This is a genomic window from Enterococcus sp. GPZ-007 (genome assembly GCF_059374735.1).
Genome location: NZ_JCAFYN010000039.1, coordinates 13222 through 37981 on the forward strand (window position 1 = coordinate 13222; position 24760 = coordinate 37981).

General features: G+C 39.9%; 21 protein-coding genes, 1 tRNA gene and 1 pseudogene. 7 read left to right on the forward strand and 16 right to left on the reverse strand.

The genetic code is table 11. From position 1 onward, the window contains the following. The first annotated feature begins 68 nt into the window (after nucleotides 1-68). Nucleotides 69-1088 (forward strand): lactonase family protein, encoded by a 1020-nt coding sequence (locus AC4J95_RS16485; RefSeq protein WP_494550793.1) that lies wholly within the window; start codon nucleotides 69-71, stop codon nucleotides 1086-1088. A 72-nt stretch (nucleotides 1089-1160) separates the two neighbouring features. After that, the gene (locus AC4J95_RS16490; RefSeq protein WP_167325164.1) at nucleotides 1161-1322 is read left to right on the forward strand and encodes a hypothetical protein; all 162 of its coding nucleotides are present in this window, start codon (nucleotides 1161-1163) and stop codon (nucleotides 1320-1322) included. Between the two features lie 474 nt (nucleotides 1323-1796). Here AC4J95_RS16490 and AC4J95_RS16495 read toward each other — a convergent pair whose 3' ends face one another. After that, a complete protein-coding gene (locus tag AC4J95_RS16495; RefSeq protein WP_494550794.1) occupies nucleotides 1797-2222 on the reverse strand; it encodes a hypothetical protein in 426 nt (141 codons plus the stop codon). Nucleotides 2223-2372: 150 nt separating this feature from the next. Here AC4J95_RS16495 and AC4J95_RS16500 point away from each other — a divergent pair, with 150 nt between their 5' ends. Then, the gene (locus tag AC4J95_RS16500; protein ID WP_494550795.1) at nucleotides 2373-2879 is read left to right on the forward strand and encodes a GNAT family N-acetyltransferase; all 507 of its coding nucleotides are present in this window, start codon (nucleotides 2373-2375) and stop codon (nucleotides 2877-2879) included. Between the two features lie 150 nt (nucleotides 2880-3029). Here the strand turns inward: AC4J95_RS16500 and AC4J95_RS16505 are convergent, their stop codons facing one another. The 8 genes from AC4J95_RS16505 to groES all read right to left on the reverse strand — a co-directional run bounded on the left by AC4J95_RS16505 (nucleotide 3030) and on the right by groES (nucleotide 14689). Then, complete coding sequence (locus AC4J95_RS16505; RefSeq protein WP_494550796.1) at nucleotides 3030-5705, reverse strand: cation-translocating P-type ATPase; 2676 nt, start codon at nucleotides 5703-5705, stop codon at nucleotides 3030-3032. A 442-nt stretch (nucleotides 5706-6147) separates the two neighbouring features. Next, entirely contained in the window at nucleotides 6148-6912 is a 765-nt protein-coding gene (locus AC4J95_RS16510) for a tRNA 2-thiocytidine biosynthesis TtcA family protein (RefSeq protein ID WP_494550797.1), read from the reverse strand. A gap of 20 nt (nucleotides 6913-6932) precedes the next feature. Continuing rightward, nucleotides 6933-8738: an LTA synthase family protein gene (locus AC4J95_RS16515; RefSeq protein WP_494550798.1), complete on the reverse strand. Its 1806-nt coding sequence runs from the start codon at nucleotides 8736-8738 to the stop codon at nucleotides 6933-6935. A 795-nt stretch (nucleotides 8739-9533) separates the two neighbouring features. After that, nucleotides 9534-10358 carry an NAD(+) synthase gene (gene nadE / locus AC4J95_RS16520; protein ID WP_494550799.1) on the reverse strand — a complete coding sequence of 275 codons (825 nt, stop codon included), beginning with the start codon at nucleotides 10356-10358 and terminating at the stop codon, nucleotides 9534-9536. Nucleotides 10359-10372: 14 nt separating this feature from the next. Continuing rightward, the gene (locus AC4J95_RS16525) at nucleotides 10373-11845 is read right to left on the reverse strand and encodes a nicotinate phosphoribosyltransferase (RefSeq protein ID WP_494550800.1); all 1473 of its coding nucleotides are present in this window, start codon (nucleotides 11843-11845) and stop codon (nucleotides 10373-10375) included. Nucleotides 11846-12047: 202 nt separating this feature from the next. Beyond that, nucleotides 12048-12407 carry a DUF1827 family protein gene (locus AC4J95_RS16530; RefSeq protein ID WP_494550801.1) on the reverse strand — a complete coding sequence of 120 codons (360 nt, stop codon included), beginning with the start codon at nucleotides 12405-12407 and terminating at the stop codon, nucleotides 12048-12050. Between the two features lie 346 nt (nucleotides 12408-12753). Further along, nucleotides 12754-14382 (reverse strand): chaperonin GroEL, encoded by a 1629-nt coding sequence (gene groL / locus AC4J95_RS16535; RefSeq protein WP_494550802.1) that lies wholly within the window; start codon nucleotides 14380-14382, stop codon nucleotides 12754-12756. A 22-nt stretch (nucleotides 14383-14404) separates the two neighbouring features. Next, nucleotides 14405-14689 carry a co-chaperone GroES gene (groES, locus tag AC4J95_RS16540; protein WP_494550803.1) on the reverse strand — a complete coding sequence of 95 codons (285 nt, stop codon included), beginning with the start codon at nucleotides 14687-14689 and terminating at the stop codon, nucleotides 14405-14407. Between the two features lie 195 nt (nucleotides 14690-14884). Here groES and AC4J95_RS16545 point away from each other — a divergent pair, with 195 nt between their 5' ends. Both AC4J95_RS16545 and AC4J95_RS16550 read left to right on the forward strand, forming a co-directional pair. After that, complete coding sequence (locus AC4J95_RS16545; RefSeq protein WP_494550804.1) at nucleotides 14885-15526, forward strand: CPBP family intramembrane glutamic endopeptidase; 642 nt, start codon at nucleotides 14885-14887, stop codon at nucleotides 15524-15526. A gap of 79 nt (nucleotides 15527-15605) precedes the next feature. Continuing rightward, nucleotides 15606-16226 carry an NAD(P)-dependent oxidoreductase gene (locus AC4J95_RS16550; RefSeq protein WP_494550805.1) on the forward strand — a complete coding sequence of 207 codons (621 nt, stop codon included), beginning with the start codon at nucleotides 15606-15608 and terminating at the stop codon, nucleotides 16224-16226. A 38-nt stretch (nucleotides 16227-16264) separates the two neighbouring features. On the opposite strand, the gene AC4J95_RS16555 is transcribed toward AC4J95_RS16550, so the two are convergent. The 7 genes from AC4J95_RS16555 to AC4J95_RS16585 form a co-directional block, all read right to left on the reverse strand. After that, complete coding sequence (locus AC4J95_RS16555; protein WP_494550806.1) at nucleotides 16265-17074, reverse strand: MBL fold metallo-hydrolase; 810 nt, start codon at nucleotides 17072-17074, stop codon at nucleotides 16265-16267. Between the two features lie 48 nt (nucleotides 17075-17122). Further along, nucleotides 17123-17968, reverse strand: a complete 846-nt coding sequence (locus tag AC4J95_RS16560; RefSeq protein ID WP_494550807.1) for a two-component system regulatory protein YycI — start codon at nucleotides 17966-17968, stop codon at nucleotides 17123-17125. Continuing rightward, nucleotides 17969-19282, reverse strand: a complete 1314-nt coding sequence (locus AC4J95_RS16565) for a YycH family regulatory protein (RefSeq protein ID WP_494550808.1) — start codon at nucleotides 19280-19282, stop codon at nucleotides 17969-17971. Next, entirely contained in the window at nucleotides 19279-21108 is a 1830-nt protein-coding gene (walK, locus tag AC4J95_RS16570; RefSeq protein ID WP_494550809.1) for a cell wall metabolism sensor histidine kinase WalK, read from the reverse strand. The genes AC4J95_RS16565 and walK overlap by 4 nt, the downstream gene beginning before the upstream one ends. A 2-nt stretch (nucleotides 21109-21110) precedes the next feature. Further along, nucleotides 21111-21815, reverse strand: coding sequence for a response regulator YycF (yycF, locus tag AC4J95_RS16575; protein WP_316404782.1), 705 nt, complete (start codon nucleotides 21813-21815; stop codon nucleotides 21111-21113). Nucleotides 21816-21982: 167 nt separating this feature from the next. Next, nucleotides 21983-22840, reverse strand: coding sequence for a DegV family protein (locus AC4J95_RS16580; RefSeq protein WP_494550810.1), 858 nt, complete (start codon nucleotides 22838-22840; stop codon nucleotides 21983-21985). Next, nucleotides 22830-23378 (reverse strand): DUF1836 domain-containing protein, encoded by a 549-nt coding sequence (locus AC4J95_RS16585; protein ID WP_494550811.1) that lies wholly within the window; start codon nucleotides 23376-23378, stop codon nucleotides 22830-22832. The genes AC4J95_RS16580 and AC4J95_RS16585 overlap by 11 nt, the downstream gene beginning before the upstream one ends. 158 nt (nucleotides 23379-23536) lie before the next feature. Between AC4J95_RS16585 and AC4J95_RS16590 the strand changes: the two genes are divergently transcribed. Both AC4J95_RS16590 and AC4J95_RS16595 read left to right on the forward strand, forming a co-directional pair. Next, a tRNA-Lys gene (locus tag AC4J95_RS16590) sits at nucleotides 23537-23609 on the forward strand. Nucleotides 23610-24260: 651 nt separating this feature from the next. After that, nucleotides 24261-24760: pseudogene (locus AC4J95_RS16595) on the forward strand (LPXTG cell wall anchor domain-containing protein); the annotation flags it as partial.

The following is a 24760-nucleotide window of genomic DNA, read 5'->3' on the forward strand; positions in this document are numbered from 1 at the left end:
CAAAGCTAGCGCTATCCAAGCGAGAATAAACTTGCTAAAATGGTAGATATATTGAAGGAGGTTTTTTAATGATCCACAAAATACTTTTAGGAACGTACACCCGACGCATCAGTCAAGGCATCTATCAGATCGAGTTAGATACAGCGGCTGAAACGTTAGCCAACTTGGAACTAGTAACGGAAGAAAACAGCCCTACCTATCTTGCAAAAAGTACAGAAAATTTTCTTTATTCTGTTACAACCCGCAATAATCAAGGCGGAATGTCCAGCTACGATCCTCAAAACAGCTTTTTGAATGCGGTGACAGAAGACGGTGCTCCACCATGCTACGTAGCCGTTGATGAAGCACGTCAATTGGTCTATGGCGCTAATTATCACAAAGGCGAGTTGAATACGTATAAAATCCAACCAGATGGCTCTCTAACAGCCGCTGCAACGCTTGCTCACACTGAGCCGACTGGACCGCATAAAAATCAAGACAAGGCCCATACCCATTACACGGATCTCACACCGGATCAACGTTTGGCTGTTTGTGATCTGGGAACGGATCGTGTCTACACCTATAACGTTGCCGAAACAGGCGAAGTCGAAGAAACGGCGGTGTATGTAGCGGAGCCTGGCACTGGCCCGCGTCATTTAGTTTTCCATCCAAATAAATCAATCGCCTATCTATTTGGCGAGCTTGACAGCACTGTGACTGTCTTAGCCTATGACAAAGCCGATGGCAGCTTTACTCAAAAACAAAAAGTCTCCACTTTACCAAAAGACTATGAGGGTGAAAATGGCGGTGCAGCGATTCGCATTTCAAACGACGGTCGCTATCTTTACGCTTCCAATCGTGGACATAATTCCCTCGCAGTCTTTGCTATTGACGAAGACGGATCAAGTGTTGACATGATCCAATCAATCTCAACAGAAGGCGATTTCCCAAGAGACTTCGCATTAAGCCCTGATAATGACTACGTCGTTGCCGCCAATCAAAACAGCGACAACTTGACCCTTTATCGTCGTGATAGCCAAACCGGTCTCTTAACCATGATTCAAAAAAACGTTTTTGCACCAGAAGCCGTTTGTGTGTATTTTGACTAGCTCGGTTTTTCAAATGACCTGTAGAAAGAACTTGCTTTAAGAAATATCTTACTAGAGAGAAGGGAAATGTCTATGGATAAAGAAGCAGTTATAGAAAGACTTAAAAAAGATTTAGACCTGCCAAACTTCAAAGGGCGTTTAGAAGAAAAAGAATATACCGAAGAAGAATATCAAAAAATCAAGAACGATTTAAATGATTATTTTGAAAACTATGTAAGAAATATTGAGAATTAATCAAAATGAAAACTGGTCTCTTAGTGATTTTACTTAGAGACCAGTTTTTTATAAACTTTATTTTTTATGCTTCTTTCTTGAATTATGCAGTTTAACTATAAAATTCGCAGCTATCTCGAGATAAGGAATTTATTTCAATAATCAATAGCTGGATTTAAACTTCAGTATCCTGCGAAAAGCAGAACTGACCGCTAGCTCCTAGTAAGGGAATCATTTTTCGGAACCCACGAAAAATGATGTTGATTCTCACTTCGCATACGATTCTACTTAACCAGCTAAAGCTGGTAGTAGAACTCGCAAAAGAAGCACCGATCGGCAAATCGGTGCTAAAGGAGTATTACCTAAATGCAATGAAAAAGAAAAGGTTGTTATTGGTTATGTATTTATAATAACCGATTCTGTTCCAGCTGTATTTAAAATAACGTTATAATGAAATTAGAAAACCTTTGTTCTCTTTTTATTTTGACTTGTTTACTATTTCAATAACAGATTCGTGATTTTTTGGATTGTTTTATAGATAATGTCGGTCGCTTCATCCTGTTTTTTTTCAGCGGCATTGAAAGCTTCTTCGTTTACTTCTGGCAGCAAACTGTCCGTCATTTCTTGGCAACCGGCTACGTATTGAACATAGGCCTTTTCGAAGCTTTTATGATTGCCCATTACTTTCGCTGGGGCTTTTAGCATACTGATTTTTTCTAAGTTCAGTTGATAAAATTGCGTGCCCTCTTTAAATAATTCGTGGATCTCTGATAAACGTTCTTGATCGAACTCAGCCATTTTCTTTTCGTCCAATGCTGTACGAATTTCTTCATAACTTGGATGCAAACGTTCACCCATTTTTTCTGTATTTTGAACAATCTCATTAATTTCTCTAGCATAAAACCCTGTATTAGGTCGCATATATCAATTCCTACTTTCTATCTTTTGATACCTCCCATTTTACCGATTTTCCAACGAGATGCAAAGCGACTCATAAAATATTTAGAAATGTCTTCAATTCTGCATTTTTTGATGGTAACTTTAAAGAAATACCATTTAGGAGGCGTGTTTATGGACAAGATCATTCGAAATTGGCGGAAAGAAGATGCCGCATCCTTAGCAAAGATAGTAAACAACAAAAAGATTCAAGATAATTTACGTGATGGACTGGCCTTCCCTTATACCGAACAAGATGCACTAGCTTTTATCAACGCTATGTTGAATGCTGATCCAACCAAAACCTTCGCCTTTGCGATCGTTAATGATGAGGATCAAGCGATTGGCAGTATCGGTGCCTTCCGCTGCGATAACATTCATCGTCAAACAGCCGAGATGGGCTATTATGTAGCTGAAGACTATTGGGGACAAGGAGTCGGTACGAAGGCTGTAAAGCAACTGACTGACTATGTCTTTGCGGAAACAGATATCATTCGCATTTTTGCCGAACCATTCTCCACTAATCAGGCATCTTGCCGCTTGCTTGAGAAAAATGGTTTCCAATTTGAAGGGACCCTAAGAAAGAATGCTGTGAAAAACGGTAACGTTGTCGATATGCAAATGTACGCTTTGATTAAATAGCTGGTTCATATTTAGAATCAGTAGCTAGCCTGAGCTAAACAACCAGTACAAGGGTATTCTCAAGGATACTTAATTCTGCTCAAACTAAAAAATTGCAAAAAGAAAAATCGCATGAAGCCAGATGTTGGCTCATGCGATTTTTGATTTAGCTTACTTTTTTTGTGCGCTTCGTTGGAAAGCTTTAACAATCTCAACGATTGGAATAATCGCAAAGGATGCACCGATGACGATTCCCCATTGATATAAATCAAGATGTGCTACTCGGAAGATATCGTTCAACCCTGGCACCACGATAATCACCATCATTAAAACAAATGATAGTAAGATCGCCCAGTTGAAGCTCTTGTTACGGAACGGTCCAACTTTGAATAAGGATTGGTGAACCGACTTCACGTTGAAGGCATGGAATAGCTGCATTAATCCTAGTGTCGCAAAGGCCATCGTCAATGCGTCAGAATGGATTTCCGTATAAGTTGTGTGGACAGGCCATTGAATTGCTGACCAGTAAACAAACAATACTGTACCTGCTTCTAAGATTCCTTGATAAATAATACTTGATAGGACTCCGCCAGAGAACAAGTTTGAACTGCGTCCGCGAGGTTTGTGCTGCATCAAATCTTTTTCTGCTGGTTCCATTCCTAAAGCAATCGCTGGGAAGGTATCCGTCACTAAGTTGATCCATAATAAATGGATTGGTAGCAACGTATCCCAACCAAGTAAGGTTGCGATAAATAGCGTCAAGACTTCACCCAAGTTAGCTGCTAACAAATATTGCACTGCTTTTTGGATATTTGAGAAAACTTTACGTCCTTCTTCAACCGCAACAACGATCGTTGCGAAGTTATCGTCCGCCAAAACCATGTCAGAAGCGCCTTTAGAAACTTCTGTACCAGTGATTCCCATACCAATACCGATATCGGCTTGTTTCAAGGCTGGTGCATCATTGACACCGTCACCAGTCATGGCAACAACTTTGCCTTCTTTTTGCCATGCTTTCACGATTCGAACTTTGTGTTCTGGTGAAACACGAGCATAAACAGAATAATGTTCAACTTTTTGAGCGAACTCTTCATCAGACATTTCATTTAATTGTGCACCCGTTAAGACTGAGGCATCGTCGCCCTTTTCAATGATTCCTAGACGAGCAGCAATTGCTTCTGCTGTATCCTTGTGGTCTCCTGTGATCATGATTGGACGTACGCCCGCTTCTTTGGCTACTCGTACAGCTTCTGCCGCTTCGGCACGTTCTGGATCAATCATTCCGACTAAGCCAGCAAAAATCAAATCATTTTCGACTACTTCTGATTCTAACTCAGCTGGAACGACATCAACATACTTGTACGCCATCCCTAAAACACGCAGCGCTTGTTGCGCCATGTCTTTGTTATTGGCTAAAATATCTTGTTTTTCTTTATCCGTCATTGGTACAACTTGACCATTTAGTAAAATCTGTGAAGTACGATTAAGCAGGACATCTGGAGCACCTTTTACAGCGACTAAGATTTTGCCATCTTTTTCTTCATGTAACGTACTCATTAATTTTCGATCAGAGTCGAAAGGCAGCTCACCGACACGTGGTTCTTCAGCTACTTTTTCTCGAACATCGAAGCTGTTATTCAACCCAAATTGAACCAAAGCTGTTTCAGTTGGATCACCGATCAAGTTGCCTTCTTGGGTAAACTTAGTATCATTTGCGTAGTTCATGACTTTCATCGCCATACTGTCGACGGGTACTTCACCATTCGCATCGTATTGATGATTGTCTACATATAATTTTTCAACCGTCATTTGGTTCAGTGTCAACGTACCTGTTTTATCAGAAGCGATAATATCAGTTGAACCTAATGTTTCAACGGCTGGCAACTTACGAATTACTGAATTCCGTTTTGCCATTACTTGCGTACCTAAAGCTAAGATGATCGTAACGATCGCCGGCAAGCCTTCTGGAATCGCTGCAACCGCCAATGAAATCGAGGTCAATAGCATATCGACCCAAGAAGTATCATTGAAGACAATCCCAACGAAAAACATTACCACAGCAATGATAATAATGGCGAAGGTCAGGAATTTACTCAATTGGTTCAGGTTGTTTTTAAGCGGTGTTTCGGTCTCATCCGCTTGTGCCAACATCCCGGCGATTTTACCAACTTCGGTATTCATCCCAGTGTTGACTACCACACCTTTACCTCGACCATATGTCACATTACTATTTGAGTAAGCCATATTGACACGATCACCAATACCGACTTCTCCATCTTCAATGACGATCATTTCTTTTTCGACTGGTACAGATTCACCTGTAAGTGCTGCCTCTTCAATCTTCAATGAAGCAACTTCTAACAAACGTAGATCCGCAGGAACCACATCGCCGGCCTCCAACATTACGATATCGCCGGGAACAAGATCCGTTGATTTTACCGAGCTGATATGTCCATCTCGCAGAACATTGGCATTTGGTGTCGACATTTCTCGCAAAGCTTCGATTGCCTCTTCCGCCTTTGATTCTTGCACGATCCCCATAATCGCATTAATGATAACCACTGCTAAGATAATGATCGAATCCACTACCTCGTGAGAGACGACCGCAGAAATAATTGCCGCAAACAGTAAGACAATGATCATCAGATCTTTGAACTGTTCGATGAAGCGAGCAAGCATGCTTTTCTTTTCGCCCTCTTCTAATTCATTCAAACCGAACTCGTTTAGGCGTTTTTCTGCTTCAGCAGACGTCAGCCCTTCTTCAGTCGTTTGAACCTCTGCTAAGACCTGTTCTGTTTCCTCAGTATAAAAAGGTTTCAGCAGTTGTTGTTTTTTCTCCTCTGACATTCTTATCCTCCTTATTCTTTTTAATGAATTAATTTTTCAAGGAAAAATTAGTCCATTAGAATGCCGTATACCACTTTTCTAATTACGCTAGTCTTCTCTAAAATTATGTCGATAAATTCTTAAAAGAATTTATCTGGACTTTCGAAGACATATCATTCTACTAACCTGCTTAAACAGGAAGTAGAACTGACAAACCATAAAGAAAAACTGGCAAAGTTGAACGGACATCCTTAAAAATTAGCGTTCCTTTTAGGAATAAAAAAATAGACTTGTGTATGCGAAAAACAACATACATAAGTCTCACTATTTAAGACAACACCAGAAAATTTCTTTTCTTGCTGGTGGCGTTGCCACAGCTTGCGCTGCTAGTTACTCCCTCATGAATACAAAACGAATTATAGCATGAGAAAAGGCTGGAATACAATCACTACTTTTCAATTGATTAATTGTAAGAGTTTCCAGCAGAGACTTTTGTCCAAAAATCTTCAGCTGTTCCTTGTTCCATGCCCATTATAAACTTTTCCCGAATATCTGGGTAGTTTTTAGCTACGCTTGTCACCAAGTTTTTGATTTCTTCCCGTTTTGTCTTCTTATCCACAGGACAAGGGTTAAAAACGACTGGCAGTTCTTCGCGTTTCACAAGTCGAATAATCTGCTTTTCTTCCAAATAGATCATCGGACGTATCAATGTCACCTTTGTTTTCGATAAATAGCTTTTTGGTTCGAAACTGTTTAAGCGGCCGTGAAACAAAAAGTTCATAAAATAAGTTTCCAATGCGTCATCTACATGATGGCCTAAAGCAACCTTCTGGCAACCGAGTTCACTTGCACGATTATAAAGGATCCCTCGGCGCAGCTTAGCACATAAAGAACATGGCGACTTTTCCTCTCTAATATCAAAAACAACTTTAGCAATATTCGTCGGTACAATTTCTAAAGTATAACCCAAGCTTTCCACAAACTTCTGCATAGGTGTTATGTCACACTCTTCAAATCCCATGTCCAACGTAATTGGTACGATCTCAAAATCAAAACCTAACCGACCTTGTCGACGAATCCGATCCAGTAAATAGAGTAATGTCGTGCTGTCTTTGCCACCGCTCATCCCGATTGCCACTTTATCTCCCGGCTCGATCATCTGATGCTTTAAGATTGCCCGCCGAAGCGGATTATAATAATTCTGATTGTCTTTCTTTTTAAATCCCATGTTCGCTCCTCTAGTTCTAATTAATCAAAGAACTTATTCTTCAAGCTATATTGTTTCCCAGCGGTGATATCATACTGAATCATTTGATAATCCTGATGGATTTTCTCTTGCTTTTGATTCAACCGCGCTTCTTTATACCAATTTCCATTTTGATAGTACATTCCTTTTTCAAAAGCTGGCAGTTCTTTTTGCAATGCGACTAATAAATTCTGGAAACCAGTCATTTGAAGCCTACCTTGTTGAAAAAGATCGGCCGCAAAATAAAACGGACTAGTCGTCACCTGCTGATTATTCAGTTTATGCTGATTGTCGTACATCAGAAATTCTGTCTCATGTAATAAATGTCCTTGGTTTTCCTTTTGGATTTCATCTGAGTAAATCCCTGGCAAATGATCGCCCCAAAAAACCACCAATGTTCGTTCAGGCAAATCATCCAGTTGTTCCAAAAATGCCTTTAGTGCTTCACTACTGTACGCAATGTCCTGGACATAACTTTGTACCGACAATCGATTGTCTCCTTTGACAGCATAAGACAGATCGCTGTACTTATTCTCATAAGGCATATGGGTCTGCATTGTCACAAGGTGGACAAATTGCGGCTTTTTGTTACTCTCTAATTGGTCAAAGATTTCTTGATAAGCCGCCTTGTCAGAAATGTAAGGATTGTTCTCAATTTTATCCGTATGCTTCATCGTGCTCTCGTCTAAAAACTGATCGAAACCGAACGTTTTATAAACATCTTTGCGCTTATACATTGACGTATTGTAAGGATGGATAGCGGTGGATTCATAGCCGCGCTCTTTCAAGGTTTCTACAATAGAAGGAAAAGAATCAAACTCTGACATTAGCATGGTATAGGGCGTCGTCATCTGTGCATTGAATAATTCCATTGAGAAGCCTGTCAACGCTTCAAACTCAATATTGGCCGTTCCGCCGCCGTAATTTTGTGACAGCATTTGTCCGCTATACGTTTTATCCGCTACTGAACGATAGTCTTGCAAGGGATCGCCGCCAAAGATTTCCAATCCCTTCAAGCGTCCTGGATCTGAAAAGCTTTCGCTCATGACATAAACGATATTCGGCTTTTCTCCAGACTCGTTCTTCGTCTTTGCTTGATAGGCTTTGGTGATTTTTTTGACAGCTGCCTCTGAATAATTTTTTGGTTTTTCCATCGCATCAACTGGCAGATTATATAGAAAGCCCCCCATGAATCCTGTATTATAGTAATTCATTTTTTGGCTATAAGGAATCCACAGTGCCGTTTTATTATAAGCCTTCCGCAACAAATTGCCCTGCTGGTTAAAACTGCCAATATACAGCAGCAGTCCGCTGGTCAAAATAAAGAAAGCCAAACGCATCCATTGCTGTTTCTTGCTTAGCTTCAGACTTCTCTTTACACTAAAAATTACTAAAAAAATCCCTGCTGCCAAGAGCAGTAAGAATAAAAGAAATAATGGGATGCCTACCATATCACGGATCATCCCGAATTCGGTGATCATTTTCAAATCATCCGGATAAATCGGCTCCATCCGATACTTCATTTTCAAATAATTGCCAATCCCTACTCCAATCACTGCTAAAAGATAGAATAGACTGCCAGTTTTTAATGAACCTAATAAACTGCTGAGCCAACCAAAGAAAAGCAGCAGGACCAAACACCCTAAAAAGAATTTTTCCGTGTGCCAAGAAAAGGCAAATTTGAACATTAAATCAAAAGAAAACTCATTTTGAGTGAGCTGAAAAAAAAGATTTGAAACAAGAATCAAACCTAGCACGCCAATCATTTTCAAAAATGGACGCCAAGGAAGCTTCCGAAGTTTTTGCATATGTCTCTCCTATCTATATACCCTAGTAAATAATGACGCATCCTAAATAGTTTAGCGAGAAATCAGCAGAAAGTAAAGAACGCCAACCCTACTAAGCGTCAGCATTCCTTATTACTTCAAATGATAATAATGCTGACAGCATGACTGACTGCTACCTCAGTTTCGATGTAACATTTTTCTAAAACCAGAAAAATGAGCCTATTTTCATTTCGCATACGATCCGACTAAGCACCTTGTTCAACCATTTACTCAAAAAAAGTAAAACTCCGCTCAAACTGATTGCTCTGGGAAAAGTCGGACTCGCAACTACCTCAGTTTCAATGTAGCATTTTTCCAAAAAGCGGAAAAATGAGCCTATTTTCATTTCGCATACGATCCGACTAAGCCCCTTGTTCAACCATTTACTCAAAAAAAGTAAAACTTCGCTCAAACTGATTGCTCTGGGAAAAGTCGGACTCGCAACTACCTCAGTTTCAATGTAGCATTTTTCCAAAAAGCGGAAAAATGAGCCTATTTTCATTTCGCATACGATCCGACTAAGCCCCTTGTTCAACCATTTACTCAAAAAAAAGTAAAACTTCGCTCAAACTAATTGCTCTGGGAAAAGTCGGACTCGCAACTACCTCAGTTTCAATGTAGTGTATTTTCATTTCGCATACGATCCGACTAAGCCCTTGTTCAACCATTTACTCAAAAAAAGTAAAACTCCTCTCAAACTAATTCCTCTGGGAAAAGTCGGACTCGCAAAAAAAAATCTAATAGGGACGAATCCCTACTAGACTTCTACTTATCGATTTATTTCCAAAAATCATCAAAAATCGTGATTGGTAGATGACGTTTATGCTGAGTTTTATTCCACCAGTTTTCGATCGTTGTCTGCGCTGGAGCATCAATCGTTTTACCTTCTAGATAATCATCAATGTTGTCATAAGTAACTCCTAAAGCAACTTCATCAGCGATCAATGGCTTGCCATCTTCCAAGTCAGCTGTTGGAACTTTCAAGTACAAGGCTTCATCTGCACCCAATTCTTTCAACAGCATTTTCCCTTGCCGCTTGTTTAAGCGGAACAATGGCAAGATATCAGCACCGCCATCACCAAATTTTGTAAAGAATCCAGTGATGTTTTCAGCTGCATGATCCGTTCCAATGACAGCCCCTTGGTTGTCGCCGGCGATTCCATATTGAGTAATCATACGCTGGCGTGCTTTGATGTTGCCTTTATTGAAATCACTGATTTCAACACCTGCTTCTTCTAACGCGGATACTTCTGCATCGACAGCGCCTTTGATATTCACACTTAAGCTAACATCTGGTTTGATAAAGTCCAACGCCCGTTTGGCATCCGCTTCATCTGCTTGGGTACCATAAGGTAAACGAACAGCGATAAATTTATAGCTGTTATCCCCAGTTTCTTGACGCATTTCTTCCATTGTAAATTGTGCCAGGCGACCGGCTAATGAAGAGTCCTGTCCGCCGCTGATCCCTAAAACAAAGGTTTTTAAAAAGGGATGCTTAGTAAGATAAGCTTTCAAAAAATCGATACTCTTACGAATTTCTTCCTGCGGGTCAATTTCTGGTTTCGTACCTAGTTCTTTAATGATTTCCTCTTGTAATGTCATGACGCATCCACTCCCTAATCTTCTTGATTCGTTTTTACCACAGATTTACGTACTTGGGCCATAATTTTGTTTTTATGGTTCCAACAATCTGTTGAAAGATCAACTGGATATTTTTGTGGATTTAGGTCGCGCTTGTATTCTTCCCATAATGAATCCAAGCTGTCTTTGGCCGTTTGCTTAACTACTTCTAAATCAGGCAATTCATAGGTAAGCTCTCCATCTACAAAAATATCCTTTAGAACTGGATGTGCTTCAAAATTTTTCACTGTTTTGTTGATGTAAGGATATACGGGATGGAACATGTAGATTTCTTTTTCTTCACGAGGATCTTCATCCCATAGTGTCACATAATCGCCTTCTGATTTGCCATCAGATTTACGTGTGATCCGCCACACTTGTTTTTTACCTGGCGTTGTGACTTTTTCCGCATTGCTTGAAAGTTTGATGGTATCCACCATTTCGCCTTGTTCATTTTCGATTGAGACCAATTTGAAGACCGCGCCAAGAGCTGGTTGATCATAGGCGGTGATCAATTTCGTCCCCACGCCCCATACATCGATCTTCGCATGCTGCATCTTCAAGTTTAAGATCGTGCTTTCATCTAGATCATTCGACGCATAGATCTTCGCATCTGGGAAGCCTGCTTCATCTAATTGCTGTCGTACTCGTTTTGAAATGTAGGCCATATCACCACTATCAATCCGCACACCCAAAAAGTTGATCTTATCGCCCATTTCTCGTGCAACTCTGATAGCACTTGGTACACCGGATTTGATCGTATCATAGGTATCGACTAAAAAGACACAGTCGCGATGTGTTTCAGCATAAGCTTTGAATCCATCATAGTCATTCCCATAAGATTGGATCAAAGAATGAGCATGCGTTCCACTGTCAGGAATCCCAAAGATTTTTCCTGCACGCACATTACTCGTAGCGTCCGCACCGCCAATATAAGCTGCCCGCGTTCCCCATAGCGCTGCGTCTAATTCTTGTGCTCGACGTGTCCCGAATTCCAACAATGGATCTTCCCCGATAACCGACTTGATCCGAGCCGCTTTTGTGGCGATTAAGGTTTGGAAATTAACAATATTCAAAAGTGCTGTTTCTACTAATTGACACTGCAATAGCGGTCCTTCTACTTGAATGATCGGTTCATTGCTAAAGACCAATTCGCCTTCTACCGCCGAACGAACGGTGCAAGCAAATTTGAAATCACGCAAATAATTGATAAAATCTGCTGGATAATTTTCCACTTCAGCTAAGTAAGCCAGATCACTTTCACTAAATGTCAAATCTTCCAGATATTTCACCAATCGTTCAAGACCAGCAAAGATGACATAGCCATTATCAAATGGCATATTACGGAAGTAACACTCAAATACGGCATGTAGATCCGCGCGACCGGTCTCCCAATAAGTTTTCATCATATTGATCTGATAAAGGTCCGTATGAAGTGTCAAACTGTCATCTTCGTACAACTTTTTCATAGTCATGCTCCTCATTTGTTTTTAGTAAATTAAACTATTTTAATTATTATAGCACAAGAATTCAGTGAGGGTACTTTTAGCTCTCTTATGATTTATTAAATTTCTCTCGGTAAAACTCAACCAGCAAAGCTCTAGAAAAGTTGACGATAATCCTGCTCAAATGTATAAAAAAGAGAGGCTCGATGCCTCTCATGTCTAGCTGCTATTTTTTTGGAACCTTGTATTCCACCGCAATGATATCTTTATAAGATTCTTTCGGACGCATTCCAGCTTCCATAATTTGTTTTTTATACCCTACATTCACCACTACATCTTCACGATCGACTTTTAACAAACGGTGAATAATCGTATCTACCTCTTCATGACTGATTTTGCGTTTACGATTCAACAACAGCAAATCAATCGTGTCAAAACGATCCGCGTATATTATTTTCGTGCGATCATAGGCGTAAAGTTTTAGTAATTTCACGGCTTGCCGTTTATCAAAAAAGTACTTTGTTAGATTAGGATACAGTGTTTCCAAGTTAACATTACTGTTCAAGGGTGTTTCAATTAATTTCATTCAACGCTCTCCTATCTATATATTTTTATCGTGATTTATAATTATTTTTCTTTCCAATGAACATTTTACCATACCGAGCCAGTGTTTTTTATTCAATACAAAAACTTTTATGAAAAAGAAAAAAATATTGAGATGAACGCTTTTTACTCTCTTTCTCTGGCAATACAAACACATCGTCAATTGTTTTTTGATCATCGACTATCTGCGTCTTATCATTCCGCTAAACATCATAATCATTTATTGGCTTTTAATGGGAACAGATTTCGCTCTTTTTACATTAGGAAAAGCGGAACTGACAAAAAAAGCCATCGAAATGAATTTCGATGGCTTTTACCTTAAGGCGTGATTACATCATGCCGCCCATCATAGATGGGTCCATTGCTGGTGCAGCTGCTGCTCCACCTTCTACAGGTTTGTCAGCAACAACAGCTTCAGTTGTTAATAATAAAGCTGATACTGATGCGGCATTTTGCAATGCTGAACGTGTAACCTTAGTTGGGTCAACGATCCCAGCATCAATCATATTGACATATTCACCAGATGCTGCGTTGAAACCAGTACCGCGTTCGGCATTTTTCAATTTGTCGATTACAACTGAACCTTCAAATCCAGCATTTTCAGCAATCTGACGAACAGGTTCTTCTAATGCACGAACGACGATCTTGATCCCTGTTTCAATGTCGCCTTCAGCATCTAATTCAGATACTTTCTTGATGACATTGACCAAAGCAGTACCACCACCGGATACGATTCCTTCTTCAACCGCAGCGCGTGTTGAGTTCAAGGCATCTTCAATGCGTAGTTTTAATTCTTTTAATTCTGTTTCAGTAGCAGCACCAACTTTAACGACAGCTACGCCGCCAGCAAGTTTTGCTAAACGTTCTTGTAATTTTTCACGATCAAAATCAGATGTTGTTTCGCCGATTTGACGTTTAATCATTTCAACGCGATCGTTCAATGCAGCTTTGTCGCCAGAGCCTTCGACGATTGTAGTATTGTCTTTATCTACAACCACTTTGCCAGCAGTTCCCAAGTTTTCAATTGTTGCTTCTTTAAGATCTAAACCAAGGTCTTCTGTAATGACAGTCGCGCCAGTTAAGATCGCGATATCTTCCAACATCGCTTTACGACGATCACCGAAACCAGGAGCTTTCACTGCAACAACGTTAAAGGTTCCGCGGATTTTGTTTAATACTAATGTTGGTAATGCTTCACCATCAACATCATCAGCGATAATTAACAATGAACGAGATTGTTGTAATACTTGTTCTAACAATGGCAAGATATCTTGGATGTTAGAGATTTTTTTATCTGTGATCAAGATGTATGGATTTTCTAAAGCAGCTTCCATTTTGTCGTTGTCTGTTACCATATATTGAGACAAGTAACCACGATCAAATTGCATTCCTTCAACAACGTCTAGTTCAGTGTCGATCCCTTTAGATTCTTCAATTGTGATAACACCGTCGTTACCAACTTTTTCCATTGCTTCAGCAATTAATTTACCGACTTCTTCGCTACCAGAAGAAACAGCCGCAACTTGTGCAATCGCATCTTTTGAATCAACAACTTTAGAAATGCTATGCAATTCTTCAACTGCTGCTTTTGTTGCTAATTCGATTCCGCGGCGAATTCCCATTGGGTTTGCGCCAGCAGTTACGTTTTTCAATCCTTCGCGGACGATTGCTTGAGTAAGAACAGTCGCTGTAGTTGTACCGTCTCCAGCAATATCATTTGTTTTAGAAGCAACTTCAGAAACTAATTTTGCTCCCATGTTTTCAAAATGATCATCTAATTCGATGTCTTTTGCAATAGTAACACCGTCATTTGTAATCAATGGTGAACCGTAAGATTTTTCTAGAACAACATTACGTCCTTTTGGTCCTAATGTAACTTTCACTGTATCAGCTAATTTGTCTACCCCACGTAACATTGCTGCGCGAGCATCTTCAGAAAATTTAATATCTTTTGCCATGATTCTTTCACCTCATTATTTTTTATTCGACAATTGCCATGATATCTTTTGCAGCGATGATCAAATATTCACTGCCTTCATATTTCACTTCTGTACCTGCGTATTTTTCAAACATTACCGTATCACCAACAGCTACTGGCATTGGACTCTTTTGACCGTTTTCCAACACATTGCCTTCACCAACAGCCACAACTTTAGCTGTTTGTGGTTTTTCTTTGGCCGCTGAAGCTAGGACTAGGCCTCCAACTGTTTTTTCTTCTTCTTGAGTAACTTCAAGAATGACACGATCACCTAATGGTTTTAACACAATAAATCCCTCCAACTAGTAATGATTTTCTAAGTTGTTAGCACTCTTGGCTATCGAGTGCTAACTCACAATTCCTATAATACCATTTTTGTTTCTTTTTGCAAGTCCTTCGATTGCTTTTTATTTTTTTCTGCACTAAGTTTTTACTGAAATATGGTATACTTGGGAACAATAAATGTTTAGAAGGGATTAATAATGAGCGAAAAAAAATATAGTTTTATCACGATTTTCACTTACGGACTAGTTTTGTTTTCACCAGTCATTTTTCAAAGTGTATTGCAAATAACTTCTTCACAAATTATCCAGTTAACGACACTGACATATTTTCTTGGCGCTATCTTAATGATCTTTTATCGAGTCAAGTCCCGGTCATTCGAAATAGAAACCCGACAAAAAAATGTTTTGATTACAATTCTGCTTGGAGTCGTTGGAATTCCCGCTTCCTTAATACTGCAAATGGTTATTTTACAAATCGAGCAGCAATTTCTAGGACAATCTGTTGCTTCACAAAACACGCAGAATATCGTGGATTTAATCATGAACAACATGATTTTTATTTTGGCAACAACGATAGCTGGACCGATTATGGAAGAGTTCGTTTTTCGTCGGGCAATCTTCGGCTCACTGGAGAAAAGATTGGGATTTTTCCTGCCAGCATTACTAAGCTCTGTTTTATTCGCGTTTGCCCATAATGATGGACACTACCTCCTGTATGCTGGATTAGGCTTTTTATTCTGTGGTATGTATCGTTATAGCGGACGCATTTGGACTTCGATGATTACTCACGTGGGAATGAATCTGTTGGTCATCCTGACACAATTGGCACTTCGATCATAAAAATTTCCAGACTAATCCTTTGCTATTTTATAAAAACCTCCTTAGACTTAGATTCATAATAGTCTAAGGAGGTTTTTTCTTGAAAATAGCAATTATTGGTGCTACCGGACATGCGGGATCATTAATCCTAAGCGAAGCCCTCGCTCGTGATTTAGCGGTTACTGCAATCGTTCGCCACCCCGAAAAACTAAAGGTACAAGTCCCTATTTTGGTGAAGGATCTATTCGAGCTGACAAAAAAAGATGTAGAGTATTTTGATGTCGTGGTAGATGCCTTTCGTCCGCCAGTTGGTCAAGAAGAGCTGCATCAAACATCATTGAAGCACCTCACCAACATTTTGCGCGGAACGGACACGCGTTTACTCGTTGTCGGGGGAGCCTCTTCCTTGTTTATTGATGAGGATCACCGCATGATCGAACTTTCCGATCCAAACGCTGTCTACTATCCAACGGCTTATAACATGTACCAAGCATTTTTAGATCTAAAAGCCGCTCAACGGATCAATTGGACTTATTTAAGTCCAGCTGCAAATTTTGTTCCTGATGGTCAACGTACTGGTCACTATCAAGTCAGCGATGATCGCCTGCAAAAAAATGCCCAAGGTCAAAGTGAGATTAGCATGGCCGATTACGCAATAGCTGTGATCGATGAAATCATCGAGCCAAGACATCTCAACCAGCATTTCAGTGTTTATAGTTAAAAAAAGGGCAGGCCTGCAAATAAGCAAGCCTGCCTTTTTTAGATTGCGAATAATTCAGTTGCGCTATCTGGATCGGTATCAAAGATTTGGAACTGGTGATTTACACCAAGATCATAACGAGTCAATGTTTCTTCCATCGTCATATGTGCCAATTCTTTCATATTGTTTTCTCTACTCAAATGCCCCAAGTAAATGCGTTTCGTCCGATCACCAAGAATATCGGTCATAACCAGCGCACCATCGTCATTAGACAAATGCCCGCGGTCCCCTAAAATCCGTTGCTTTAGACTCCAAGGATAAGCACCCATCCGCAACATCTCTAAATCATGGTTGCTTTCTACCAAGTAGGCATCCGCGTCACGAATTGTTCCGCGAACATGTTCACTAGCGTATCCTGTATCTGTTAACATGACAAAAGAATGCCCATCTTTGTAAAAACGATAAAATTGCGGTGCTGCAGCATCGTGAGAAACGCCAAAACTTTCGATATCCAAATCACCAAAAGTAAGAACTTTTCCCATCTCAAAAATATGCTTCTGTTCCACATCAACTTTCCCAATCAAAGGAGCCATTGCTTCCCAAGTTTTTTCGTTGGCATAGACAGGTAATTTATACTTTCTTGCAAGCACTCCAACACCATGAATATGATCACGATGTTCATGAGTAACTAAGATCGCGTCTAAATCCTCAGGTTTTCGATCGACTTCTGCTAATAGCGAAGTGATTTTTTTCCCACTCAAACCAGCATCAACTAAAATTCTTTTTTGCGGACTTTCTAAATACAAGGAATTCCCCGTACTGCCGCTAGCTAAAACACTGATATTGAAGGCATTATTCATTTCTAACATGAGCAATTTATCCCCTCTTTTAAAACTGTCCTCAGTATACAACCCTTTTTATGGATTTTCCACCTTTGGAACTAAATTATTCGTGATCACCTGATTACTCAGTGCATTGACTTTTTCAATCTGAGTCGTCTTATCCGAGGTCTTTATCTTAACAAACCAAACAGGTACATAGACATTCTTTTCACGGACTTCGAGTGTTCGAAAATAACCAAGATAAACATTCGTAATCGTTGATTTACTAGGAATATTATTATTGATATACAAGGTATTCAAGATTTCTTTTTCAGAAGCCAGCGTCATTTTCTCCCGCAGCGGTTCGATGTCTTTCAGACGGGTCTGGGTATATTTCGAAACCCGGTCCTGATCACTGTTCTTTTCGATATCCAATGTCAATCGAGAGGTTTCATCAATAAAAGGAATTCCCTCATAGGATTGCGCACCGACAATTTTTCCCAGCTCATCATCTTTCTTTGAAATGTCTGGCAAATACGTGTATTCCGTTCCCTCCAAAATGAATTCTTTATCCTTCATGAGACGATTAAAGCTGCTAGTCGCTTTTTTCAAATCAAATTCTGTCTCCCCGTTGGGCAAGTTGGTCAAAACTCGGTCTGAAATTGTCCAGTTGCCAGTAAGTGTCTGATCGTCTGATGCATTTAGCATAGATTCAAATTTATCTTGCTCAGCACTCAGATAATAGCCCTCGCGATGTTCATCAGAGACAGCCTTTTTGACTTGAATTTCATCGTTTTCTAAACGGTGCATGATATCTTCTCGTTGATTAGAGTTGGTGACTAGACTTTGCTCATGCTGATTATTCCAATAGATACTGAAAAGAAAGATGTTCAATCCAATAAAGACGAGAAAGAAGATCCATTCGATTTTTCTAAAATCCAATTAGCTCGCCTCCATTTCCAGGTTTCCCTGCATTAGCTGAGTCGCAGGGTACCAAGTATTGTCATACTTAATAAACCACTCTGGAGTCAACGCCACTAATTTATTTACACCATCAATGTCTTGCCACGTATAGCCGATGATGAAGCTTTGTACCTTATCAAGATCAAGCCCTACTGCAGCGAGATTATTCTCAATTTCTAAGGTACTTGGCAGTTCGACTTCTTCGTCTGAAGGAATCGGTACTTGAACAGTGTCCATACTCGTCTCAATCCTTATTTGCGTCGACGCTCCATTCGATCCATGACCGATTTTTACCGCCATCTTCCCTTTTGAAGATTGACTGAAGATTGGGTAGCCTTCGACAAAAATTCGATAATTAACTTGCCCTTCATGATGATCAAAATAGCGCAAATTCCCTACTGCCGTTCCTAAGCGGCTGACATAATTGAAGCTTTGGCTATACATACTTTCTTTCGATAAATCTTCGGGCAACTCGCCTTCAAATGTAACCTGACGTTTCTGCTCGTCCATCATTAACTCCTCATGGCCGCTGACAAAAGAACGTGCCCCACTAGCTTCTTCCTCTCCTTTTGCTTGGTCAGGATTCTGGAAAAAGGCAGTACGGAATAAAGAGTAAGACTGAGTAGTCAGAATGTAGCTGTATTTTTTTAACCGAACGCGGTCCTTTGTTCTCAACAAGCGCGGGACCAGAGGATTTTCATCCGACATTTCCAAAAACTTTGGTTGATTTTTTTGATAGATTGTTTCAAGTCCAGTGAAATCTGCTGAAATAGTCGCTTCATAGACAGTATCTTTGCTGTAATTCAAAAAGCGGATCTTCTTTTTAGAAAAATCTACTTGAATTTTTGAAAATGTCAGCTTATCTGAGTCCTTCAATGAATTTAAATTGATTGGCATATCAAAAACTTTGACATATTCAGTCAATGAAAAGCCGCCTTCATAATTTAACTCAATACCATTATCCAAACTATAATAGCTTTTGATTTCTTCTTCACCTTGAGCCACTTCTTGAAGCTGACCATAAGTACTTTCAGTCAAACGGGCTTGAGTCGTAGCCAACAAGTTTTCACTACTGGTTTGAAACTTGCCTTCTGCCAGATCCCAAATACCGCGGATCGGCAAAAAGGCATCCGTCGCTTTTGCGTAGTTTTGGTCGTTTTTAACCGCTTGTTTACTAGTATTGACATCGGCTGTTTTAGAGGTAGGACTGAGCCAGATGGCATAGGTCAAAATGAGACTAAGTAAGATCAGGGCAAAAAGCGCCACGCGGATGATTCTTTCTGAAATCTTCATTCCCAAATATCCTCCTCATAAGGTTCATAAGGTAAAGAAATATAGAAAGTAGAGCCTTTACCTTCGACACTTTCAACCCATATCTGGCCTTGATGGGCTTTCATCACTTCTTTAGAGATCGCCAGACCAAGCCCCGTGCCGCCCTGTTGACGTGCACGAGCCTTATCCACTCGATAAAAACGTTCAAATACCTTTTCTAAATCTTTTTTAGGAATCCCCAAACCTTCATCCGAAATACTCAAAACAACGTTGTTATGAGTTTCCATTAGATGAACTTCGATTTTCCCGCCATCAGGTGAATACTTGATGGCATTGTTCATGATATTATCGATTACCTGCATGATCTTATCTGTATCGATTTCAACCCACAGATCACGTTCAGTGAACTCACGGACGATCCGGTAATTCTTTTCTTGGCTGTTCACCATCATATCGAAACGATCCAAAATATAATCGACCAGTTCATTGAAGTTAACAAGCTCGAGATCCATTTGCTGAGCACCTGAATCCATTCGAGAAAGATTCAACAAATCATTGATCATTCGAATCATTCGATCGGTTTCTCCCAATGTTACATGAATAAATTCTGGCGCGATCTTCTTATCTTGCCAAGCACCTTCCTCTAACGCTTCTAAATAACTGCGCACACTAGTCAGTGGTGTACGTAATTCATGGGAAACATTCGAAACAAACTGACGACGTTCCTCCGCCGTTTTCTCCTGTTCGGTAACATCATGAATTACGACAACCAATCCGCTGATAAAGCCCGATTCGCGTCGAATCATAGCAAAATCAGAACGCAGTGTCATGCGATCTTCTTCCGAATCAGATTTCGAACGATCGATTAAAATCTCTTCCGGTGTTTCTAATAATTTTCGTAATGTGTATTCTTCTTCTAGATCCAACAAGGTCAAAATGGATTGCCCGATTGCTTGTTCGCTAGTAGTATTCAGTAAAGACAAAGCCATTTCATTGATAGTAATAACTTTTCCACGACGATCAGTAGCGATGACGCCATCCGTCATATGGGTCAGGACACTGTCTAATCGATTTCGTTCAGCTTCCATCGTATCTTGAGCATCTTCGATTCGATCAGATAACTTGTTAAAAGTCTCCGCCAACTGACTCAGCTCATCGTGTCCTTGAACATCTACTTTTTCAGAATAATCGCCTTGTGCAATCCGAACCGCCTGTTTCTGCATCTCTTTGATCGGCTTCGTGATTGATCGGGCTACCAGCAAAGCCACTACGATCGATATCAATCCAGCAATTAAGGAAGCTGTGAAGAAGATCAGGGCGGTATTGCTGATTTCGGTATATTTCTGTTCAATATCACTCTTAACATAAAGAGCCCCGATCACAGCCGAATCGCCGGTCGGGGACTGAATAGGTTGGACATTGATATATACCCGTTTATTATTGTCATCCAGTGTTACATATTGCTTCATTGAAAAATCATCAATATCGCTGTACTCGTTTTTCTTACCCACGATAGAATCTTTTTGCCCAACATCGTTCGTAGCTACGACAATTCCTTTATCATCCACTACCCACATTTCACCAACATCGGTAGCAGTATTATTTTCAAGGATACGTTGAAGCTGATCCGCTTCGTTGTCACTATCCTCTGCCATCGTTGCACCGAGGGTCGTGCTTAATAAGGACACCCGTTGGTTCATATCTTTGGTAAAGCTGTCGATTGTTGATTTTTCAAGTCCGCGGATAAAATAGGCACCGATGATCTCGATGGAAATCAATAAGATCAAGATAAATGAGAAAGCAATCTTGAAATTGACTGATCGGTAAAAACGGACTTTCTTTTCCATACTTACTCCTGTTCAGGGTTGCGTAGATAATAACCTACGCCACGTCTGGTTACTAAATAGGTTGGATGACTTGGGTTATCTTCGATTTTTTCTCGTAAACGTCGCACAGTCACATCAACCGTTCGAACATCGCCAAAATAATCATAACCCCAGACCGTTTGCAACAGATGCTCACGGGTCATCACTTGACCAATATGTTTTGCTAAATAATGCAGCAACTCAAATTCGCGATGAGTCAGTTCAATCGTATCTCCGTGCTTGGTTACCATATAAGCATCTGGGTGGATCGTCAAATCACCGATCGTCAAATCACTTTGTGTTGTATGCTCTTCTTCCTTAGGTGCTTGTCCGCCACGACGTAGATTAGCCTTCACCCGAGCCACTAACTCACGATTTGAGAATGGTTTTGTTACATAATCATCGGCTCCCAATTCCAAGCCTAAAACTTTATCGATCTCAGAGTCTTTAGCGGTAACCATAATGATCGGCGTTTCATGGGTCTTGCGTACTTCACGAGCCACTTCTAAACCGTCTTTTTTTGGCAACATCAAATCTAATAAAATCAAATCTGGATTGACCTCTTCGACTTTTTCCAAGGCTTCTTCACCATCATAAGCGGTGAAGACTTCATAGCCTTCTTTGGTTAAATTGAATTTCACGATGTCCGAAATCGGTTTTTCATCGTCAACTACTAGAATTTTTTTCACTAAGAGTCACCTCATACCTTTATAAGATTGTATGTACGCCATACTATTATACAATAATTTCAGCCCTGTTTCATCTTTTCAAACAGACGACGATTTTTTTACAACTATTACTTAAGAAAAAATGAAAAAAAGAAGATGAGCTTTTACCCATCCTCTTACTCGTATTTTTAGTCTAGCACTTGGCAAACCACGCCTAAAGATCCTGGTCCAGTGTGGACAGATAGTGCTGGTGAAACTTTCCCAAAATAAATATTTTCCGCTGTTGGAAATAGCTCCTGCAGCCGCTGGCGGATCTTCTCCGCTGTCTGCAAAGCATCCGCGTGGGTCACGGCCAAATTGAACCGTTGGTGATTTCCAACGTGCTCCTTCACTAATTGAATCGTCTTATCGATACTCTTATTTAACCCGCGCACCTTTGCGACTGTGTAATAGATTCCGTCTGGATTACATGAGATGATCGGTTTTAATTTTAACGCACTGCCTAATAAGGATGAAACCAGTCCGATTCTCCCGCCCTTTTGTAAATACTCTAATGTATCGACGTTGAAAAAGATTTTTGTCTTCGTGATCTTGCTTTCAACTTCAGCAATGACATCTGTAAAGGATTTCCCTTGCTTAACCAGATCACCTGCATAGATTGCAAGGATTCCTGCTCCGATCCCAACATTTTTTGTATCAATCGACTGGAAGGTTAATCCTTCATAGTGCTCTCCCAACACGCGCAGCGCATTATAAGTGCCGCTCAACCCGCTAGAGATTGTCACAATGATGACGTGCGTGTAGCCTTCTGCCTTGATCTCATCGAAAACCTGATGAATCAGTTCACCATCAGGTAAAGAGGTCGTTGGCAATTCCTTTTTGATTAACGGAAAAATGGTATCAGAACTAATGTCGATTCCGTCTCTATATTCTCTGTCACTAAAAATGATCCGCAACGGTACCATAAAAAATGGCCCATTATCTATGACTTCTTTTGGAACATCCGTCCCAGAGTCAACTAGGATCGCAATTTTTTCACTCATCATTTTTGCCTTCTTTCTCTTTATCCAACTGAATGATTTTTTCAGCTAACATTTTCTGGGTAAATGAAGCGACAGCACTTTCCATTGCTAAGTAATAAAAATCTTCACTTCTGCGAGTCAAACTAACTTCTTCCCCTAGCACAATCTTGGCTACCTGCATTAACGCTTCTTCTTGCACGGTACAAAAGCTGTTATAAGCATCTTTAGGTTCATTGATCGCCAGCTGCATCCGAATCAACTCATTAATATCTGGAATCGCAAATACCTGCTTAAGCAGAGTAATGGCAATCAGATAAGCTAAATGATTACGGTTATAGCGTTTTTTGACTGGTGACGGTACCAATTTATGTTTAACGTAATTATTGACCATTGCACTGGATAAAAGCTGATGCTTATCATCTTCGATCAGCGGTGATAAATAGCGGTCAACAAGAGTAATGACTTGATCCATGTATAATTCTAATTCGGGCAACTCTTCCCATCGAGGCAAACGTAATTCTTTTAAACCATCTGCCCATGATCTGAGCTTCGTTTCTTCCATTTTTTTGCACCCCTTTCATCGTCATTCTACCAAAATTACGATAATTATACAATATAGTTTCGAAAACTAGATAATTGAAGCGCTTTTTGTCGAAATTTTTTTAAGTTTATTCTTGCTTTTTTATTTTCTCAGTGCTAACATATGAAAGTACTTTGTTTGGGCCGTTAGCTCAGTTGGTAGAGCAGCTGACTCTTAATCAGCGGGTCGCGGGTTCGAGCCCCTCACGGCCCATTGGGTGCCAAACCCACGTCACCAGTGCATTCTTGGCTACTTCGGTAGTTTAGAAAAGAATGTGCGTGGTGACTTTTTTTGTTTTTAGGATAGATTTTTTGAATGAAGGATCTCCATCGAACCGCTACATCGAAGCTTTCTAACTTATGAAATAAATTAATAATTAAGTCACTAGTACACCGTTAACGTTCTCACTCGTTTCAACTGATGTGTACATGGTGGCTTTTTGTTTAAATAAATTTAAATGGGTTTAACCTATGATGCTGTTTTTAAAGCTGCCAACGTCGACTAAATCTAGCTAGAAATCTCTTGCATTGTCAATCATCTGGATAGCCTACTTATTTACTTCAAGCTTTATTCTTTTAGAGAGTCGTTTTCGCGTATAGCATTACATCCTACTAACCGAATCTAAAGAAGCCGCTCAAATCAATTAACTAAGTTTTGAGCGGCTTCTTTCCTCCAAAAAACTATGAGATGATAAGACATTTCCAATAATATTTTTACATAAAAAGAACTTTATAATAGCAATTATTCTCTAAATCGATTTTATAAAGAGCATAAAAAACTTTTCCAACTATTTTCGATCCCCTAGTTTACAAATACATTTCTTGTGTTACAATTGTGTTACAAAAAGTTTAAGGAGTGATTCTTGTGAAAAAAATGGTTGTTTTAAGTTTGTTGGTATTGAGCTTCCCCCTTGCTGCATTTGCTGATACTTCTGAAAGTATCCCTTCTGAAACAGTAGGCTCTAGTCAAGAACAAGTAATTGAGAGCACTTCTGTTCCTGAAGAAACAGAAGTAAACGATCAACTCTCAACCGTCCCTAATGAAACTCAAGCTTCGTCGGAAAAACCTGTTGAAAGTCAAGACGCCATAACCGAAGACACTACTACTGAGAAGAAGACAAAAGAAGATGCAGCCAAGGAAGTACCAACTGCTGAATCCTCTACTGTTGAAACAAAACAAGCGAAAAAAACAAAAGCTTCAGAATCAGTCAAAAAGAAAACTGATGCTATTGTACCTCAACAGGCATCGGAAATAATTCAAAAATCGCAATCGTCTATAGAGAAGGATCTAATAAATGAATGGAATGCTGATGTAATTCGTGAAAACTTGAAAGTTCCTGATTATGGAATAGATCAAAATGAATT

Bases quoted from the DNA above. Each gene is read 5' to 3' on its own strand.
- AC4J95_RS16580 (WP_494550810.1), bottom strand. From the start codon at position 22,840: ATGATGAGTGAAAAAATTGCGATCCTAGTTGACTCTGGGACGGATGTT.
- AC4J95_RS16525 (WP_494550800.1), bottom strand. From the start codon at position 11,845: ATGAAAAAGTTGTACGAAGATGACAGTTTGACACTTCATACGGACCTT.
- AC4J95_RS16490 (WP_167325164.1), top strand. From the start codon at position 1,161: ATGGATAAAGAAGCAGTTATAGAAAGACTTAAAAAAGATTTAGACCTG.
- AC4J95_RS16545 (WP_494550804.1), top strand. From the start codon at position 14,885: ATGAGCGAAAAAAAATATAGTTTTATCACGATTTTCACTTACGGACTA.
- AC4J95_RS16495 (WP_494550794.1), bottom strand. From the start codon at position 2,222: ATGCGACCTAATACAGGGTTTTATGCTAGAGAAATTAATGAGATTGTT.
- nadE (WP_494550799.1), bottom strand. From the start codon at position 10,358: ATGACATTACAAGAGGAAATCATTAAAGAACTAGGTACGAAACCAGAA.
- AC4J95_RS16485 (WP_494550793.1), top strand. From the start codon at position 69: ATGATCCACAAAATACTTTTAGGAACGTACACCCGACGCATCAGTCAA.
- AC4J95_RS16555 (WP_494550806.1), bottom strand. From the start codon at position 17,074: ATGTTAGAAATGAATAATGCCTTCAATATCAGTGTTTTAGCTAGCGGC.
- AC4J95_RS16515 (WP_494550798.1), bottom strand. From the start codon at position 8,738: ATGCAAAAACTTCGGAAGCTTCCTTGGCGTCCATTTTTGAAAATGATT.
- AC4J95_RS16510 (WP_494550797.1), bottom strand. From the start codon at position 6,912: ATGGGATTTAAAAAGAAAGACAATCAGAATTATTATAATCCGCTTCGG.
- AC4J95_RS16500 (WP_494550795.1), top strand. From the start codon at position 2,373: ATGGACAAGATCATTCGAAATTGGCGGAAAGAAGATGCCGCATCCTTA.
- walK (WP_494550809.1), bottom strand. From the start codon at position 21,108: ATGGAAAAGAAAGTCCGTTTTTACCGATCAGTCAATTTCAAGATTGCT.
- groL (WP_494550802.1), bottom strand. From the start codon at position 14,382: ATGGCAAAAGATATTAAATTTTCTGAAGATGCTCGCGCAGCAATGTTA.
- AC4J95_RS16565 (WP_494550808.1), bottom strand. From the start codon at position 19,282: ATGAAGATTTCAGAAAGAATCATCCGCGTGGCGCTTTTTGCCCTGATC.
- AC4J95_RS16530 (WP_494550801.1), bottom strand. From the start codon at position 12,407: ATGAAATTAATTGAAACACCCTTGAACAGTAATGTTAACTTGGAAACA.
- AC4J95_RS16585 (WP_494550811.1), bottom strand. From the start codon at position 23,378: ATGGAAGAAACGAAGCTCAGATCATGGGCAGATGGTTTAAAAGAATTA.
- AC4J95_RS16505 (WP_494550796.1), bottom strand. From the start codon at position 5,705: ATGTCAGAGGAGAAAAAACAACAACTGCTGAAACCTTTTTATACTGAG.